Origin of the sequence: Alteromonas sp. IB21, from assembly GCF_016405965.1 — a bacterium.
Taxonomy (GTDB): Bacteria; Pseudomonadota; Gammaproteobacteria; order Enterobacterales; family Alteromonadaceae; genus Alteromonas.
In genome coordinates this window covers 298250-314566 of the sequence record NZ_JAEFCD010000001.1, presented here as the reverse complement: position 1 = coordinate 314566, position 16317 = coordinate 298250, and the positions used below count along the sequence as shown (strand labels likewise).

The 16317-nt window shown below is 45.8% G+C and carries 14 protein-coding genes; 11 read left to right on the top strand and 3 right to left on the bottom strand.

Going from position 1 to position 16317, the window contains the following annotated elements; genetic code table 11:
* Positions 1-2: 2 nt before the first annotated feature.
* The 3 genes from pseG to JC525_RS01355 are packed head-to-tail and all read right to left on the bottom strand — an operon-like array spanning position 3 to position 2288.
* Positions 3-1085 carry a UDP-2,4-diacetamido-2,4,6-trideoxy-beta-L-altropyranose hydrolase gene (gene pseG, locus JC525_RS01365; protein WP_332874065.1) on the bottom strand — a complete coding sequence of 361 codons (1083 nt, stop codon included), beginning with the start codon at positions 1083-1085 and terminating at the stop codon, positions 3-5.
* Entirely contained in the window at positions 1082-1786 is a 705-nt protein-coding gene (gene pseF / locus JC525_RS01360; RefSeq protein ID WP_198813610.1) for a pseudaminic acid cytidylyltransferase, read from the bottom strand. Before pseF ends, pseG begins: the two co-directional genes overlap by 4 nt.
* Positions 1787-1832: 46 nt before the next feature.
* The gene (locus tag JC525_RS01355; protein ID WP_198813608.1) at positions 1833-2288 is read right to left on the bottom strand and encodes an adenylyltransferase/cytidyltransferase family protein; all 456 of its coding nucleotides are present in this window, start codon (positions 2286-2288) and stop codon (positions 1833-1835) included.
* A gap of 174 nt (positions 2289-2462) precedes the next feature.
* Here JC525_RS01355 and JC525_RS01350 point away from each other — a divergent pair, with 174 nt between their 5' ends.
* From JC525_RS01350 to JC525_RS01300, 11 genes are all read left to right on the top strand, one after another.
* Positions 2463-3257 carry a flagellin gene (locus tag JC525_RS01350; RefSeq protein WP_198813606.1) on the top strand — a complete coding sequence of 265 codons (795 nt, stop codon included), beginning with the start codon at positions 2463-2465 and terminating at the stop codon, positions 3255-3257.
* A gap of 163 nt (positions 3258-3420) precedes the next feature.
* Entirely contained in the window at positions 3421-4884 is a 1464-nt protein-coding gene (locus JC525_RS01345; RefSeq protein WP_198813604.1) for a sigma-54 dependent transcriptional regulator, read from the top strand.
* A 134-nt stretch (positions 4885-5018) separates the two neighbouring features.
* Positions 5019-6161, top strand: a complete 1143-nt coding sequence (locus tag JC525_RS01340; RefSeq protein ID WP_198813602.1) for a sensor histidine kinase — start codon at positions 5019-5021, stop codon at positions 6159-6161.
* 16 nt (positions 6162-6177) lie between these two features.
* On the top strand, positions 6178-7515 hold the full coding sequence (locus tag JC525_RS01335) for a sigma-54-dependent transcriptional regulator (RefSeq protein WP_198813600.1): 1338 nt from the start codon (positions 6178-6180) through the stop codon (positions 7513-7515).
* Between the two features lie 241 nt (positions 7516-7756).
* Positions 7757-8095 (top strand): flagellar hook-basal body complex protein FliE, encoded by a 339-nt coding sequence (gene fliE, locus JC525_RS01330; RefSeq protein WP_105930204.1) that lies wholly within the window; start codon positions 7757-7759, stop codon positions 8093-8095.
* Positions 8096-8107: 12 nt separating this feature from the next.
* Positions 8108-9802, top strand: a complete 1695-nt coding sequence (fliF, locus tag JC525_RS01325) for a flagellar basal-body MS-ring/collar protein FliF (protein WP_198813598.1) — start codon at positions 8108-8110, stop codon at positions 9800-9802.
* Between the two features lie 12 nt (positions 9803-9814).
* Positions 9815-10855, top strand: a complete 1041-nt coding sequence (gene fliG, locus JC525_RS01320; protein ID WP_105930202.1) for a flagellar motor switch protein FliG — start codon at positions 9815-9817, stop codon at positions 10853-10855.
* A 53-nt stretch (positions 10856-10908) separates the two neighbouring features.
* Entirely contained in the window at positions 10909-11691 is a 783-nt protein-coding gene (gene fliH / locus JC525_RS01315) for a flagellar assembly protein FliH (protein WP_198813596.1), read from the top strand.
* Positions 11684-13018, top strand: coding sequence for a flagellar protein export ATPase FliI (gene fliI / locus JC525_RS01310; protein WP_198813594.1), 1335 nt, complete (start codon positions 11684-11686; stop codon positions 13016-13018). The genes fliH and fliI overlap by 8 nt, the downstream gene beginning before the upstream one ends.
* A 72-nt stretch (positions 13019-13090) precedes the next feature.
* The gene (fliJ, locus tag JC525_RS01305; protein ID WP_198813592.1) at positions 13091-13537 is read left to right on the top strand and encodes a flagellar export protein FliJ; all 447 of its coding nucleotides are present in this window, start codon (positions 13091-13093) and stop codon (positions 13535-13537) included.
* Between the two features lie 348 nt (positions 13538-13885).
* Positions 13886-16243 (top strand): flagellar hook-length control protein FliK, encoded by a 2358-nt coding sequence (locus JC525_RS01300; protein ID WP_198813590.1) that lies wholly within the window; start codon positions 13886-13888, stop codon positions 16241-16243.
* Positions 16244-16317 lie beyond the last annotated feature (74 nt).

Genomic DNA, 16317 nt, shown 5'->3' with positions numbered 1-16317 from the left:
GACTACCTCGTAACAATGTTCAATATAGTATCCATTACAAAAGATGGATTTTTGTTTGCGCTCACCAAAGATACCGCGTTGTTTGCTAGTTTACGCATTTCTTGCGGCGAATTTATCGCAAATTCAACGGCCTTGCTAATATCTTCGTTTGTGACCTCGTCACATGCTCCTAGCCACAAACAGCAATGCCGTTCGTGCAAGCACCGCGTCGTTTCAACTTGATTATCAGCCAATGTGATAATTATGCCCGCTACCCCCGATGCCGCGCGCTCCCAGTGCATCGAACCTCCAGCGCCAATCACTGTATTGGCGGCTTTCATAAGCTCGGATATGTGACCGCAAGCGACGTGAAGCTTCGCGTTAGGTAGGCGTTCAACTTTTGCTTTAAGCGTACTAACGCCGGAATAAGCCGCTCCGACAACAATATCGGCTGAAAAAGTTAAAGACTTTAATTCAATCAAAACATCAACAACGCGCTCTGTTAAATTCCCAGGGTCGCTGCCGCCAAAGCAGACCAGAATATGATTGTCATTTCTAGGCATTGGTGGTGAGCGGTAAAACTCATTTCTCAAAATAGCGAACTCAGGTCCTAAGAGTTTTTGGCAATGAGGAGGGACAAGCTGATCGTATCGGAATTCAAAGTCCTCAAAGAGGTTTTGGTCTAAAATCACGTCACAGTCGTGTTGACGGTTTGCTAAATCGTCAATGACAACGATATGTTTGCAGCGACTACGCATTACTTTATTAAACGAAGCTGATAACTGATAGTGATCAACTATCAGTAAGTCGATAGTGTCATCGTTCATATCATCAAGAAGCGCTATACAGTGAGCTGCATGAGAGGCTTGTTCTGCTTCATTTAACACCGCCGAAGCATTACCGTCCCGTTCGCCTTTATGAAGAGATGGCGTGGCCAATGTTGTAATTCCAGCGCGCTGTATCTGTTGTTGTAGAGTTGAAGGCAGCGCGCAAGACAGAAATGTTACGTTATGTATGGGAAGTAATTGTGTGGCCAAGGTTAAGCAGCGCATAACGTGGCCCAGCCCTATTTGTGCCGTGCCATCGACCCTAAAAACAATCCTCACTTTACGCTTTCGCTCTGTAAAAGCTTGTAAAGCAGTTCAGCTCTAACCCAATCTTCAGGTGTATCAATGTCTTGCACTAAGTGGTCTGGCATTACTACCATTTTAGAGTTGCCACCGAAAATACGTTTGCTAGTATCAAGCCAGGTTTTGTGATGGCCCCAATACAACTGTCCTGCATCATGGAAGGCTGGTGGTAAATCCTGTGAGCGCTGAGTAATGCCAAACTCGTCAAAAGGTTTTACGCCTCCATTTTCGGTTTGTAATATCGCCCGTTGAATTGGAAATGAGAATCTTGCCGCTGTAAAGACGTAGTCTGTATTGTCAGCGTTCATTAGCATTTCATAGCAAGAATTAATTAACGACGTGGTTAGAAGAGGTGATGTTGCATAAACACAGGCGCAATAATCGATTTCCCAGCCTTTTTCTAACAGGGTGCTAAGTGCATGGCGAACCACGGGACTAGTGCCTGTGTAATCATCTGCCAATTCTGCAGGTCTCATGAATGGCACCTCTGCACCATAATCTCTTGCTACGTTTGCAATAGATTCATCATCTGTTGAAACCACTACCTTGTCTACATAAGGGCTTGCCAACACGTTTTCTATTGCATGGGCAACCATAGGTTTACCGCAAAACGGTTTTATATTTTTTTTAGGAATGCGTTTGCTTCCGCCCCTTGCGGGGATTATAGCTACGTTCATTTACTTGTTCCGTTCAAAAAAGGCTAGCTCGAATCTGATAACGAACTCAAAGCCGCTGTATCAACGCATTTAAATGCTCAGTTAAACTCTGCACTTCGCGAATTTTTTCATTTTGAATTTCACTGATAACGGTTTTAAGTTCAGTAGTAGAAACATCTTGTGTGCGTGGTAGATACACAACTTTAACTATATCTTGCAGATCATCGAACTTTCCAATCCAGTCATCACCCATTGCAAAGATATCAGCGTTTTCTCTTTTTAAATCTTCGCGTTTCTGTTCCCAACAACTCTCCTCAAATACGTCATCGACATAACGGCAGGAAAGCAAAATTTCCTTTCTGTCTTCATATGGTATGACAACGTTTTTACCTTTCACTGTATTGAATTCGTCAGAGGATAATCCAACTAAAAGCCTATCACCCAGGCTATGTAATCGCTTTAAAAGTCGTACATGCCCTATATGGAATAAGTCGAAGGTGCCGTAGGTCACCACAGTTGTCATAATATTATTCTCTGAAAATAAATGAATTGTACACGCTAAACTTATCGGCAAGTCAAACAGTTACATGAGCGTATAATTTATACGTCAGAGGTATTAATCATTATACAAATGGTTGACTATATTTTATTCAGTGTTCTGCTAAACTATAGGGGTTATAAAACTTAGGAAAGTATCATGCAAGTTAATAGCTCAACGTCTTCTATTCTCAGTCAAGTGCAAGAGCGACAAGAGTCTTTGATGGAGAAGCTTGCCAGCGGCAAGAAAGTTAATAACGCGCTAGATGATGCTTCAGCCCAGCAAATCATCGACCGGTTAACTTCAGAAGTAGAAGGTAACCGCCAGGCTATTAATAACGTTTACGACGGAATTTCAGTAGCGCAAGTCGCAGAAGGCGGCCTTGGAAGCATAAATGACGACGTTAACCGTATTCGTGAGCTTACCTTACAGTCGGGGAGTGGGGTTTTAAGCAGCGGCGATCGTCGTGCTATTCAATCTGAAATAACGCAGCTGCAAGAAAACATTTCGCAAACCATTGAGCAGACCAACTTCGCTGGCAAACCGTTATTATCTGAAAACGGTTCACTTGACTTTCAATCAGGGTCAAGTGCTGGACAATCAATAAGCGTGAATACGCGAGATATTGCTGCAGAGTTAAGTGATGTACTCGCGATCGACATAACGGCAGGAACAAGTATTGAGGATGCACTAGGTGCAACTGATGTAGCGATCGAAACATTGGGCGGCGCGCGTGGCGATTTAGGTGCTACCCAAAACCGTTTCGAGAGTGCGGCGCGTTCTCTTACTCAGTCGAGCATCAACACTGCCGAGGCAAGAAGCCGAATCCAAGACTTAGATTTTGCTCAAGCGGCATCAGAGCGCGCATCTAACGATGTTTTAGGGCAAGCTGCTCTTACCGTTCAAGCGCAGGCTAATCAGCAAGAAGGACAAGTTTTGTCTTTACTAAGTTAGGTAGTTTTTAACGAAATTCACCATTATTAATCGAAAGAAGCAGGGTAACCTGCTTTTTTTATTGATACATTTCCCAAATCAGCGGTTGCGCTCCGATCTTTTGTCGTTACAATTTAGAAATGCGCTAAACTGTAAATAATAACAAAGCGTCCTCGGGGAATTGATGAAGAACATTTTGCTGGTTAGTGACAACCAGGAACTTATTCAAAACTTAGAAACTATCGTTACCTTCATGGGAGAGTCGTGTCAATCACGAGGCTTTAGTGAATGTGAACGCTATTTGCTAGATAGCGGTGCTGACGCTGTTCTTATTGAACATGTCTCTTCAACCATCGTGAGCAACTTGGTTGAGAAGTTTCCACACATACCTTTTGTTGCACTGGTCGAAAATAACAGTCAAGCGACAGCGGCTCATAATTTAGTTAGCGTTATAGCAACCCCATTAACGTACCCCGTTTTAACTCAGGCTATTCATCGCTGCCAAGAATATTCTAGACGTAAACCCAGCTTGTCTCGCACCGCGGGTACAAAAACGCGATTGTTTAGAAGCCTTATCGGCAAAAGCGAGCAAATTCAAATTGTTCGCCGCTTAGTAGAGCAAGTTGCCCCTACTGATGCCACAGTATTGATCCTAGGTGAATCTGGTACGGGTAAGGAAGTCGTTGCCCGTAACGTACACTTTTTATCAGAGCGTAAAGACGGTCCTTTCATACCTGTTAACTGTGGTGCCATTCCTGGTGAATTGTTAGAAAGTGAATTGTTTGGTCATGAGAAAGGGGCCTTCACAGGCGCGATCAGCGCGCGAAAAGGGCGCTTCGAATTAGCGGAAGGTGGTACGCTATTTCTTGACGAAATTGGCGATATGCCGCTTCAAATGCAGGTGAAATTGCTGCGTGTTCTTCAAGAGCGCACGTACGAGCGGGTAGGGGGAAACAAGCCTCTGCAGTGCAACGTTCGCATAATCGCGGCGACCCACCGCAATTTGGAAACCATGATCAGTGAAGATAAGTTTCGCGAGGACTTGTACTATCGCCTCAATGTTTTCCCAATTGATAGCCCAGCCTTAAGGCAACGAAAAGACGATATTCCCCTATTGCTACAAGAGTTGAACAGTCGTATTCAGGGCGATGGCGTTGAGTCCGTGCGTTTTACTGAGCAAGCCATTGCGTCTCTTATGGAGCATGACTGGGCAGGTAACGTTAGAGAGCTATCGAATTTAGTAGAGCGACTAACGATTCTTTACCCCGGACAAATTGTAGACATCGCTGATTTGCCTGAAAAATATCAGTATGGTGATGTACAAGCTTACGAACCTGATTACCCCGAAGAGATTCTTGAGCGTGAGGCATTTAACGAGTTGTTTGCTGAAGCGGCTGCACAAGAGCCTGAAGAGGATATCAACCAGTCAATTAATCAAAGTTTTAATAGCCTGGTTTCTTCTGAATTACCTGAAGAAGGTGTTAATCTCAAAGAGTATCTTTCTGAGCTTGAAGTGAACCTTATACGGCAAGCCCTAGACAACCAAGAGTGGGTAGTAGCGCGAGCTGCCGACAAACTTGGAATGCGGCGAACAACCCTTGTTGAAAAAATGCGGAAGTACGATATTCAACGCACCGAAGATGCGTAATGTCAGGTAATTGACGTTACGCTTTCCCCTAAAAATCCTCGTATATACCTGAAATATATATCAATTCGCAGTTGGCACGCCTCCTGCTTTCTCTAAGCCATAGTGAACAACGTCTGCAATTTGACGAGGGTTATATGGCTTTTGACAGCACCACACATTCTACTGATTACACAACGTCAGCTTATGCACTAGATAGTGTCGAGGCGGCGATGCCACGTGCCGAGGGTTGTAGCTCAAGTTATGATGATATTGATTCATTGCGTTTGCAAGCGAGCAGGTTAGAGCATTTACTTCAAGTAATGCCGGCTGGCGTAATTGTTCTCGATGGCAAAGGCGTGGTTCGACAGGCGAACGAACAGGCGAAGGCCCTTTTGGGTGAGCCGCTAGAAGAGGAAGTGTGGCGTCGTATTATTACACGTTCTTTCAAACCGAGAGCCGATGATGGCCATGAAGTTTCATTGGTCGATGGACGTCGTGTAAAGCTATCCATCACGCCGCTTGAAAATGAACCAGGGCAGCTTATCGTAATTACTGATTTGACGGAAACGCGACAGCTACAAGCGAGAGTCAGTCATATGCAGCGCTTATCTTCTCTTGGAAAAATGGTTGCGTCGCTGGCGCATCAAATACGCACTCCACTTTCTGCTGCCATGCTTTACGCTTCAAATCTTACTCGTAAAGGCTTAGGGGAAGAGGCGCAAACACAATTCGCAAATAAACTGAGCGATCGACTTAAAGAGTTAGAGAGTCAGGTTAACGACATGCTGCTTTTCGCAAAATCGGGGGAAGAGCAGGTGGTCACTAATATTAGTTTGAGCGACCTTTTAGCGTCAGTTGAAGGAAGCGCTCAATCAATGATAACGCAAGCACAGCAATCCCTCGTCTTTTCTGGATTTGATCAAGAAACGACGTTAACGGGAAATCTCACTGCACTTCAAGGCGCGGTGTTAAATCTTATTCATAATGCCAGTCAGGTCACTGGCAAAGGCGAGCGAATCGTTGTCAATGCAACGATGAATAATGAACGCTTAAATATCGCTATTGTTGATAAGGGACCTGGCGTCCCTGACTCGCTAAAACACAAAATATTTGAGCCGTTTTTTACAACCAAAACACACGGTACGGGTTTGGGCTTGGCGGTCGTAAAATCGGTGGTGAATGCACATAACGGTACACTTAGTGTTTTAGACATGCCTCAGGGCGGTGCCTGCTTTAGTATTTCTCTACCTTGTAAAGTCCATTCCCAATCGTCAAATTCGTTGACTCACGTTGCGTAAGTCATAGGAGAAAATCATGTCTAAAACTACTATTTTAATTGTTGAAGATGACGCAGGTTTACGCGAGGCACTCCTGGATACGCTGTTGCTTGGCAATTATAACGTGGTAGAGGCTGACTGTGCAGAGCAGGCGCTTTTACTGCTGTCATCACACGCTGTCGATTTGGTGGTGAGCGATATTCAAATGGGCGATATGAGCGGACTTACGCTTTTGAAAAACATTAAAGCGAAATATCCTAACATGCCTGTGTTGCTAATGACTGCATACGCCACTATCGACGATGCTGTTCAGGCTATGAGAGACGGTGCGACCGATTACTTATCTAAGCCCTTTGCGCCAGAAGTGCTTCTTAATTTGGTAGGGCGATATGCACCTGCGCAAAAAATAATATCGCGCACGCCGATTGTAGCTGACCCTTCAAGTCTCAAGCTGTTAGAGCTTTCCCGTAAGGTGGCAAAGTCAGACGCTACTGTGATGGTAATGGGGCCTAGTGGTTCTGGAAAAGAAGTGTTATCTCGCTATATTCATGATCAGTCGCCGCGAAATGATGCGCCTTTTGTTGCCATTAACTGTGCAGCAATTCCTGAAAACATGCTTGAGGCTACACTGTTTGGCTATGAAAAAGGCGCGTTTACCGGAGCTATTCAAGCGTGCCCCGGTAAGTTTGAGCAAGCCCAAGACGGTACGCTGTTGCTTGATGAAATTACCGAAATGGATTTGGCGCTGCAAGCTAAACTCCTTCGTGTATTACAAGAGCGTGAAGTTGAGCGACTAGGTGGCCGCAAAACCGTAAAACTCAATGTGCGTGTCATTGCCACGAGCAACAGAGACTTAAGAAAGGCGGTGGATGCGGGAGAGTTCAGAGAGGACTTATACTACCGCTTGAATGTATTTCCGATTGAATGGCGACCATTGTGTGAGCGTCCGGGTGACATTGTTCCCCTTGCTGAACACCTAGTCCAGCGTCACGCCAGCTTACAGGGCTTAGGCACAATACGTTTAAGTGCTTCAGCACGTAATAAACTATCTCACTATGCATGGCCGGGAAATGTGCGGGAACTTGAAAACGTTGTTCAGCGCGCGCTGATCCTGTGTGAAGATAAGGAAATAGATGCCGCAGACCTTATGATTGATGAGGATGTATCCACACCCATTGAAGCTGTTCAAGAACACGCCGAAGACAACAGGCTGGGTTCGGAACTTCGTTATCAAGAACATCAAATTATTCTCGATACACTTGTATCGTGTAATGGTAAGCGAAAAGACGTGGCTGAAAAGTTAGGCATCAGCCCCCGAACCCTCCGTTATAAGCTTGCTCGCATGCGCGAAGACGGTATTGAAGTACCCGCTTAGTTTGAATATCTTAATAACCCTCGATTAAATATTGTACCGTCGCCTCTGTTGTATAGAAGGCGGCGGTTTTTTGTTCCCGCGCCTTGAAATAACGTCATTAATTTGGCTTCCCTCCATTGTCGTTGTCTATCTTTATGATTTTAATGGGTTTTAAAAGTTGGCAAGGCCCTTGCAAAATCGCTTTTATATAATGTATTTCGCCATCGTTTAGGCGGTTTTCAAAGAAACACTAGGAGTAGGTATGGACGTTAAAGCCAATAGTTTGTATCAAGAAATGCAAAACATGATTGGGCAAACTCGTCTTCAAGTTAATGAGCCTCAACAGCAGCAGTCGCTTACTGAGATCAATAGCTCTGCAAGTGATTTCTCGACCATGCTTAAAAATGCGGTAGATGGCGTGAACAGTATGCAGCTAGAGTCCAAAGACGTACAACAACGCTTTGAAATGGGGGACCCTAGCCTTAGCTTAGCGCAGGTAATGCTAACGAAAGAAAAGTCAGGCATTGCCTTTGAAGCGACCGTTCAAGTACGTAATAAAGTACTTGAAGCCTATAAAACAATAATGAACATGCCGGTATAGGTGGAGTAGGTTATGGCTGAAGCAACAGGTACAAACCTAACGGTTCCTGATCAAAATCAAACGGTAGACAACGAGCCGGAAAATAAATCTGGCTTTATGGATACGTTAGGCAGTGCTGACATGATGCGTCAAATGGCATTGGTCGTTGTACTCGTTATCTGTGTGGCCATTGCTATTTTTATTCTTATTTGGTCTCAAGAGCCAGATTATCGCCCCCTTGCGAAAATGGAAACCCAGGAGCTTATCGAAACTCTGGATTACATGGACGCAAACCAAATCGAATACAAGCTTGAAGGAAACATTGTTTACGTAAAAAGCGATGAATTTCAAAATATTCGTTTGGGTATGACCCGCCAAGGGTTAACAAAAACATCTGATGCTGGTACCGATATCATCATGCAGGACATGGGATTTGGAGTCAGTCAACGCGTTGAAATGGAGCGTCTGAAGCACGCGCGAGAACAACAAATTGCCGCTACTATCGAAGATATCGCCAGTATTCAAAAAGCACGTGTTCTCTTGGCGATGCCAAAAGAAAATGTATTTGCGCGCAGAGAAAAGAAAGCGTCGGCCACGGTTGTTTTAACGGCAAAGCGCGGTGCCGTTATTGCGGGTGAAGAAGTGGACGCTGTTGTTGATATCGTGGCGTCTGCCGTGCAAAACATGGAGCCATCGAAAGTAACGGTCACAGACAGTAATGGCCGTTTGCTTAACTCTGGTTCACAAGACTCATTAAGCTCACGTGCTCGAAAAGAGTATGAAATTGAGCGCCAGCGCGAGCAAGAATACTTAGAAAAAATTGATGCAATATTAATCCCTGTTCTTGGTATTGGTAATTATACCGCTCAAGCCGATGTTGCAATGGACTTTACCGCCATTGAACAAACACAGCGTAGCTATAATCCAGACCTTCCCGCTGTTCGAAGCGAAATGATAATGGAAGAGAATAGCGTAGGTGGCGGCGTTGGCGGCATACCAGGCGCGCTATCAAACCAACCTCCTCTCGATTCTAATATTCCCGAGAACGCTGGCGGTGGTAATCAGCAAACCATGCCGGGTCGTACCGCAAAAGAGTCAACCCGTAATTACGAGCTTGATACCACCATTAGCCATACGAAAAAGCAAACGGGCGTTATTAGAAGACTTAGTGTGTCTGTAGCCGTCGACTATACTCAAGTCGCTGGTGAAGACGGCGCTATGACACCAACGCCGCGTAAACAGGAAGAGCTTCTGAACATTCGCAGGCTGTTGCAAGGTGGTATTGGATTCGACGTCACCCGCGGTGATTCGCTAGAAGTGGTCAGTGTTCCGTTTACTCGCATGGACGCAGGGGAAATTGAGGATTTACCTCTTTGGGAGCAGCCAGGATTTCTACCCATTCTTAAGCTAGTTGTTGGTGGCTTGGTTATAATAGTGCTTATCATCTTTGTAATACGCCCAATGCTGCGTCGTCTAATCAATCCTGACGAGTCTAACGAGGCCGATGAGTTTGATGCTGATGAAGGTCTTGATTTAGGCGATGACACTATTAGCATGCTAACGTCAGACTTCGATGAGGGGCAGGTTGGCTTCGCGCCTGACGGCTCGTTAATGTTACCAGACCTCCATAAAGATGAAGATGTACTTAAAGCAGTGCGCGCCCTAGTGGCTAATGAACCTGAATTATCAGCCCAAGTAGTGAAGGGCTGGTTAATGCAAGACGAGTAGTGAGATAAGATTATGGCTGAAGAACTTGCCAATGTTTCAGAGCCGTCGTATGACGTCAGTAAATTAGAAGGTGTCGAAAAAGCGGCTATCTTACTGCTGAGCCTATCTGAAGAAGACGCGGCACAAATTTTAAAGCACTTAGAGCCTAAACAGGTTCAAAAACTGGGTGCTGAAATGGCCAAAGTGGACGACATGACACAAACCAAAATTACGTCAGTTCACAAACACTTTATTGAAGAAATTCAGAATTACAGCACGATAGGCTTCCAGAGCCAAGACTTTGTGAAGCGAGCGCTTACTGCAGCTTTAGGTGAAGATAAAGCAGCGAATCTAATCGACCAAATCCTCATGGGTAGCGGCGCTAAAGGTCTAGATTCACTTAAGTGGATGGACTCTAAGCAGGTGGCCAGCATAATTCGCAACGAGCACCCGCAGATTCAAACTATCGTATTGTCGTACTTAGAGCCGGAGCAGAGCGCGGAAATTTTGGCGCAGTTCCCAGAAAAAGTTAGATTGGACCTCTTGATGCGTATTGCTAACCTCGAAGAAGTTCAGCCAGCGGCGCTACAAGAGCTCAACGAGATCATGGAGAAGCAGTTTGCAGGTCAAGCCGGAACGCAAGCAGCCAAAATGGGCGGCTTGAAGTCAGCGGCGAACATCATGAACTATCTCGATACGGCGATAGAAGGTCAGCTCATGGATGCTATCCGCGAGCAAGACGAAGAGATGAGTCAGCAAATTCAAGACCTTATGTTCGTATTCGACAACTTGGTCGATGTCGACGACAAAGGTATTCAAGCCATTCTGCGAGAAGTTCAGCAAGACGCGCTGCTTAAGGCAATTAAAGGCGCCGACGAAGAGCTTAAAGATAAAATTATGCGGAACATGTCTAAACGCGCCGCTGAAATGCTTGCTGATGATTTGGAAGCGCTTGGCCCAGTGCGCATTAGTGAAGTTGAAACGGCACAAAAAGAAATTCTCTCTGTTGCCCGTCGACTTTCTGACTCAGGTGAAATTATGCTTGGTGGCGGCGGTGGTGAAGAGTTCCTGTAGTTAACTACTGGAATAGCTTCTAACACCCTGAGCCATCTCGTCTAGGTAAACATATGACCGGTAACAAAAGTTTCAGCGAAAATGAGATTAACGAGGCCAAAAAATGGGATTTACCCTTTGTTGAAGATCCTGCTTCAACAAGGGAAAACGAGCCCACTAACGCACTTAACAAACGTTCAGATTGGAAATACGAGCCTCCAGAAATCGAGGAGGAAATAAAACCTCCTACTGCTGAAGAAATCGAAGCTATCAGACAAGCTGCTTATGATGAAGGATATCAGCAAGGCAAAGAAAATGGCTTTAAAGAAGGCAAGAGCGAAGGGCTTGAAGCTGGTTTATCAGAAGGAAAAGAGCAAGGATATGCAGAGGGGCTAGAGCAGGGATTAGACGAGGGGCGTCAGCAAATGGCTACGCAGGCAGAAGTGTGGCAAATGCTCGCTGAAAAATTGCATGAACCGCTTTCTCAGGCTAACGACACCACACGGGACCAGCTCGTTAAACTAGCGGTTACCCTTGCTAAAGCTGTAATAAAGACAGAAGTCAGTACCAATCAACAAGTCATTCTTCAAGCGTTGAGTGAGGGAATCAAAGCCTTGCCTATCAATCAAGCCAGCTATCAGATTCACATGAACCCTGAAGACATTGAGCTGGTTAAGTCCCATTTTGGCGATGAAGAAGTGGCTAATAAAGGCTGGAGCCTTGTTGAAGCGCCAGCTATGGAGCGCGGTGGATGTGACATCACTACCACTCAAAATGCCGTTGATGTGTCAATCGAACGTCGCTGCCGCGATGTCATAGATAAATTTTTATTAAACCAAGGGCTGTCCGATGACTAGCCCTTGGCACAATCATTTTGAATCGTTAACCAAGCAGGTTACCTCACCGCCTGTAGTTGCTGCCGGTAAGCTCGTAAGAGGTATTGGCTTGACGCTTGAGGCCGTTGGCTGTCAGTTGCCAGTGGGAAGTCAGTGTTTGGTTCAAACCATTGAGGGTGAGATAGAGGCTGAAGTCGTTGGCTTTGGTGATGATATTACCTATCTTATGCCGACTGAAGCTGTCCGGGGCATTGTGCCTGGAAGTCGCGTCATGCCGTTAAATCGCCAAAGCGGCTTGCCAGTAGGAATGGGCTTATTAGGGCGAGTCGTAGACGGTAATGGCCAGCCTCTCGACGGGCTTGGCGAAATTGATGCTGAGGCCAGAGCGCCAACCACACGTCCTCCAATGAACCCTCTCATTCGTCGCCCAATTAATACCCCTATGGACGTTGGTGTGCGCGCAATAAATGCATTGAATACGGTTGGTGTTGGTCAGCGCATGGGGCTTTTCGCTGGCAGTGGCGTGGGTAAAAGTGTGCTGTTAGGCATGATGACCCGAGGCTGTGAAGCCGATGTGGTGGTCGTTGGTCTTGTTGGTGAACGTGGTCGAGAAGTAAAAGAATTTATTCACGAAATACTTACCGAAGAAGAGCGCAAGCGTGCGGTGGTGGTCGCTGCACCCGCCGACACGTCGCCGTTAATGCGATTAAAAGGTTGCGAAACCGCGGTGACGATTGCTGAGTATTTCCGTGATAAGGGCATGAACGTACTGCTACTTATCGACTCGCTTACGCGCTATGCCATGGCCCAGCGTGAGATTGCACTCGCGGTCGGTGAGCCACCAGCGACCAAAGGATACCCGCCTTCAGTGTTTGCTCGACTTCCTGCTTTAGTTGAAAGGGCGGGCAATGGCAGCGAGCGACAGGGTTCGATAACGGCTTTCTACACTGTTTTGACCGAAGGTGATGATTTGCAAGATCCCATTGCCGATGCAGCAAGGGCAATCTTAGATGGCCATGTGGTCTTGTCTCGCACGCTTGCCGATAGTGGACACTATCCTGCTATCGATATTGAAGCGTCTATCAGTCGTGTTATGCCGATGGTGGTCAGTGAAGAGCATCAGCTAATGGCTCGTCGAATTCGACAAGTTTATTCCAACTACAAGCAAAATCAGGATCTCATAGCGATAGGCGCGTACGCTAAAGGCTCAGACCCGCGTATTGATTTAGCTATTCGTGCAGAACCTGCAATTAATGCGTTATTGCAGCAAGGAATGAAGCAAGTAATACCTTACGACGAAAGCTTAGAAGGCATGGCTGCTCTTGCTAAAGGATTGGGGCAAGGGTGATGAGCATTACAGTAAGACACGCTCGACGAGCGATGCGCATGTGCTCAGAATCCCTAACTGATGGGCTCTACAATGTCTAAACAATTAGAGCGTTTAGCTGAATTTGAACGAGAGAAAGAACAGAGAGAAGCCCGTTATTTTAAACAGGCTCAGCAAAACGTTAATCTGCAAAAGCAAAAGTTAACCAGTCTTGAGCAATACCGCATCGACTATGTCAAAGGTATTCAACAAACCGGTCAGGCAGGTGTTACCGCCACGTATTATCAGCAGCATTTATCTTTTGTTGGGAAATTGGATAAAGCGTGTGAGCAGCAAATGCAAGTGATTGCTCGTGCGCAAATGGCCGCAGACCAGCGTAAGCAAATGTGGTTAAAGCAGCAGCAAAAGGTTAAAGCTGTCACGCTATTATTAGATAAGAAAAAAATTGCTGAACAGAAAAAAGAAGCCAAAGCCGAACAGGCCATGATGGATGAGTTTGCCGCTCAGCGCTTTTTTCGTGCCAAACGGTCTCCTTTCTAAAAAATAGTCTCCCTTTAAGTAAGTTTGGCTCGCCCCTTGCAGAACCCTTTAAGAATGATCCAACGAGCTCATATACGAAGCGTCTTAGGCCTCTGATTTTTTTGTAGTAGAAAAATGTGACATGTACCGCGAACGAACAATGTGCCTAGAAATTATTATGATAAATAATGCGCTATGGAAGGGTTGATGTGTCGCTATTAGCAAATTAAGTGTTTGTAAAATAGATGAGTGTTGGGAGTTTTGTGATTCTGGTTTGTTGTAGAGACTATAACAATTGATACGATGAAATCACATGAAATTAATGCCTTCTTTGATGAAGTCGAATTAAGTGTAGGACGGTAGGACATTATGCAACAAGTTGCCGCACAAAAAACAGACATTGCCGCATTGCCTTTTGCTGCTTCTGACACCGCAAAGGCGGTGAGAACTGAGATTGGTATGCAACAAGACGCCAATAGCAGTAATAACGAGGCGTTCAATCGACTCTATCAAGATGCAAAATCGAGCAAACCAGACTTTGTTCTAAATGAGAAAGAGTCCATGGGCTCCCAATCTCGGGTGGCAAGCCGTTCAGGCGGCACCTCCGCGGCCTCTCAAGCATCTATTGAAATGATGAAAAATGGTAAAGATCGTGATGCAGGTCACACCGACCTTCCCGTTGAAAAGAATGTTACGGACATACCTGCCGACTCAGAGGCAGTGACAAAACAAGTAAACGCTCCAGTAGGTTCAAGTGAGATTGCAGTAGACACAGAGTCAGCAAAAGCGCAGCGCACCACCGATGATGAAGAAAATGGATATCTAGCAGTTGATGGCACTCAAGGTAGCGTAGAGCAAATAAGCGTAATCGATGCGCAGTTTATTGTTGGGGAAGGTGGTAAAAAAGACGCCGAAGCGGGTGTTATCACTACTCCTGGCACACCAGATGGGAAACCTAACAAAGAAGAAGGAGAGCCAGACTGGGTTGCCTATGTAGAGACAGTAGCCAACCGTTTTGGCAATAGCGAGCAATCCGAAAATGCATCGAATACTAAATCCAACAATGAAATCTCTGCAGCAGTTGATGAGGCAGTGAATGTCCTTTCTGTGAAAGAAAGCGGCAAACTTTGGAAACTTCCTGATGATGTTAATATCAGCGATGCCCCTTCAATAATGGCACATTTACTATCTCAGCTTAACAACGGCAGCAGTGATGGTGAAATCTCTATTGAATCTCTTACGACTGAAGCAAAACAAACGCTTAGCGCTTTAACGTCGCTTTTGCTTGATGCTGATGCTGAAAGTAAACATAGAGGGGGAGATACTGAAGCTAACGCTGAGCTTGCGAACGTTCTCTCAGAAATTAATGCTAAATCAGAAGCGACTGCTGAGAGTGAAAACGAACTTTCATCGCTTATTGCAAAGCTAATGCAAAACGAAAGCACTGAAGTTGTTGAACAAAACCGTAGTGAAGAGGCTAAAGTCGCTAATGGACCTAATGGACCTAATGGACCTAATGGACCTAATGGACCTAATGGACCTAATGGACAGTCGGAAAACGCTAGCAGTATGATCGCTGACGGCAAAGCGTTGGCCGACGAATCCCTCGTGTTAAGCCTGCTTTCTGATGAACTTAAAGAAATGCAGGAAATGTCTTCAGAGGAGGCCTCTTCACAAGCGGAAGCTCTGCTCGCTGAATTGACAGCGGCAACGGTGTCAGTAAAAACTGAAGGAGTTAGTGCTAACGCGACGAACGCCAATAATGCAAGGTCATCTGACGTGGGTCTCAACGCTAACGGGATTGGTGCTCAAGGGCAATTAGCCAATGGCGAACTTTTTGAGGCAATGCCAAAAGACCTGCTAACCGCTATCAGTGAACTATCGCCACAAAGCGCCCAGAAAGCAACGGAAGCATTTGCTGAACGCGTAGTGGCGGGCATGCCAAGTGGTTCACAACAACAGAGTGTGAAGGCAAACATTATCGCTGGCATTAACGAATTTCAGCAGCAAGTGCAGCAAGGCAGAGAGCCTGGCATTGATTTGTCAGCTATCATAGCCGATGCAGCGAAAGAGGCTGCAGTAAGTAACGATGTAATCGCTTCAATGACGGCTCGAGTGGATAGCCAAGCCACTCAATTTCTTAATCTAATGAACCAAACCCAAGCAAGCGCTCAACAGGCTTTTGCCAGCATGCTTGGGCAAACTGACACTGTTATGCATGAGAACAACCAGCTTAGAGCTGAAGCGTCAAAATCTCAGCAGCAGTTTGAGGGTTTTGATAAAGCCGTCAATATTCATAAGCCTGAAGGTCAGCAGCAGCTTAATGAAAAAATCCGCTGGATGGTTAACGCCAGAAATACCATGGCTGAAATCCGTTTAGACCCACCTGAGCTTGGCAGTATGCAGGTTCGTGTAAATGTGTCGGGTGACGCGGCGAGCGTCAGTTTTATCGTTCAGTCACAGCAGGCAAAGGAGGCATTAGCTGAGGCGATGCCTAAGCTCCGGGATATGCTCTCTGAGCAGGGCATAGAGTTGGGTGACGCCCAGGTGAGAAAAGATAATTCGTCTGGTAACGAAAATGGCCAGCAACTTGCAGATAACCGGAATGATAGACGTAGCGACGGAAATCGTAACGGTAATGACGAGTTAGATGAGATCGAGAATGGACGCGTGATTGAGCAGTCAGTTACTCGGGCAGCAAAAGGCGGTATCGATTTTTATGCCTAAGTAGCTAAACCTAGGCATTTTTAGCAATAGGTTGAATGGTGGGAATATACCAGTGCTGCTATGTTTGACCGTAC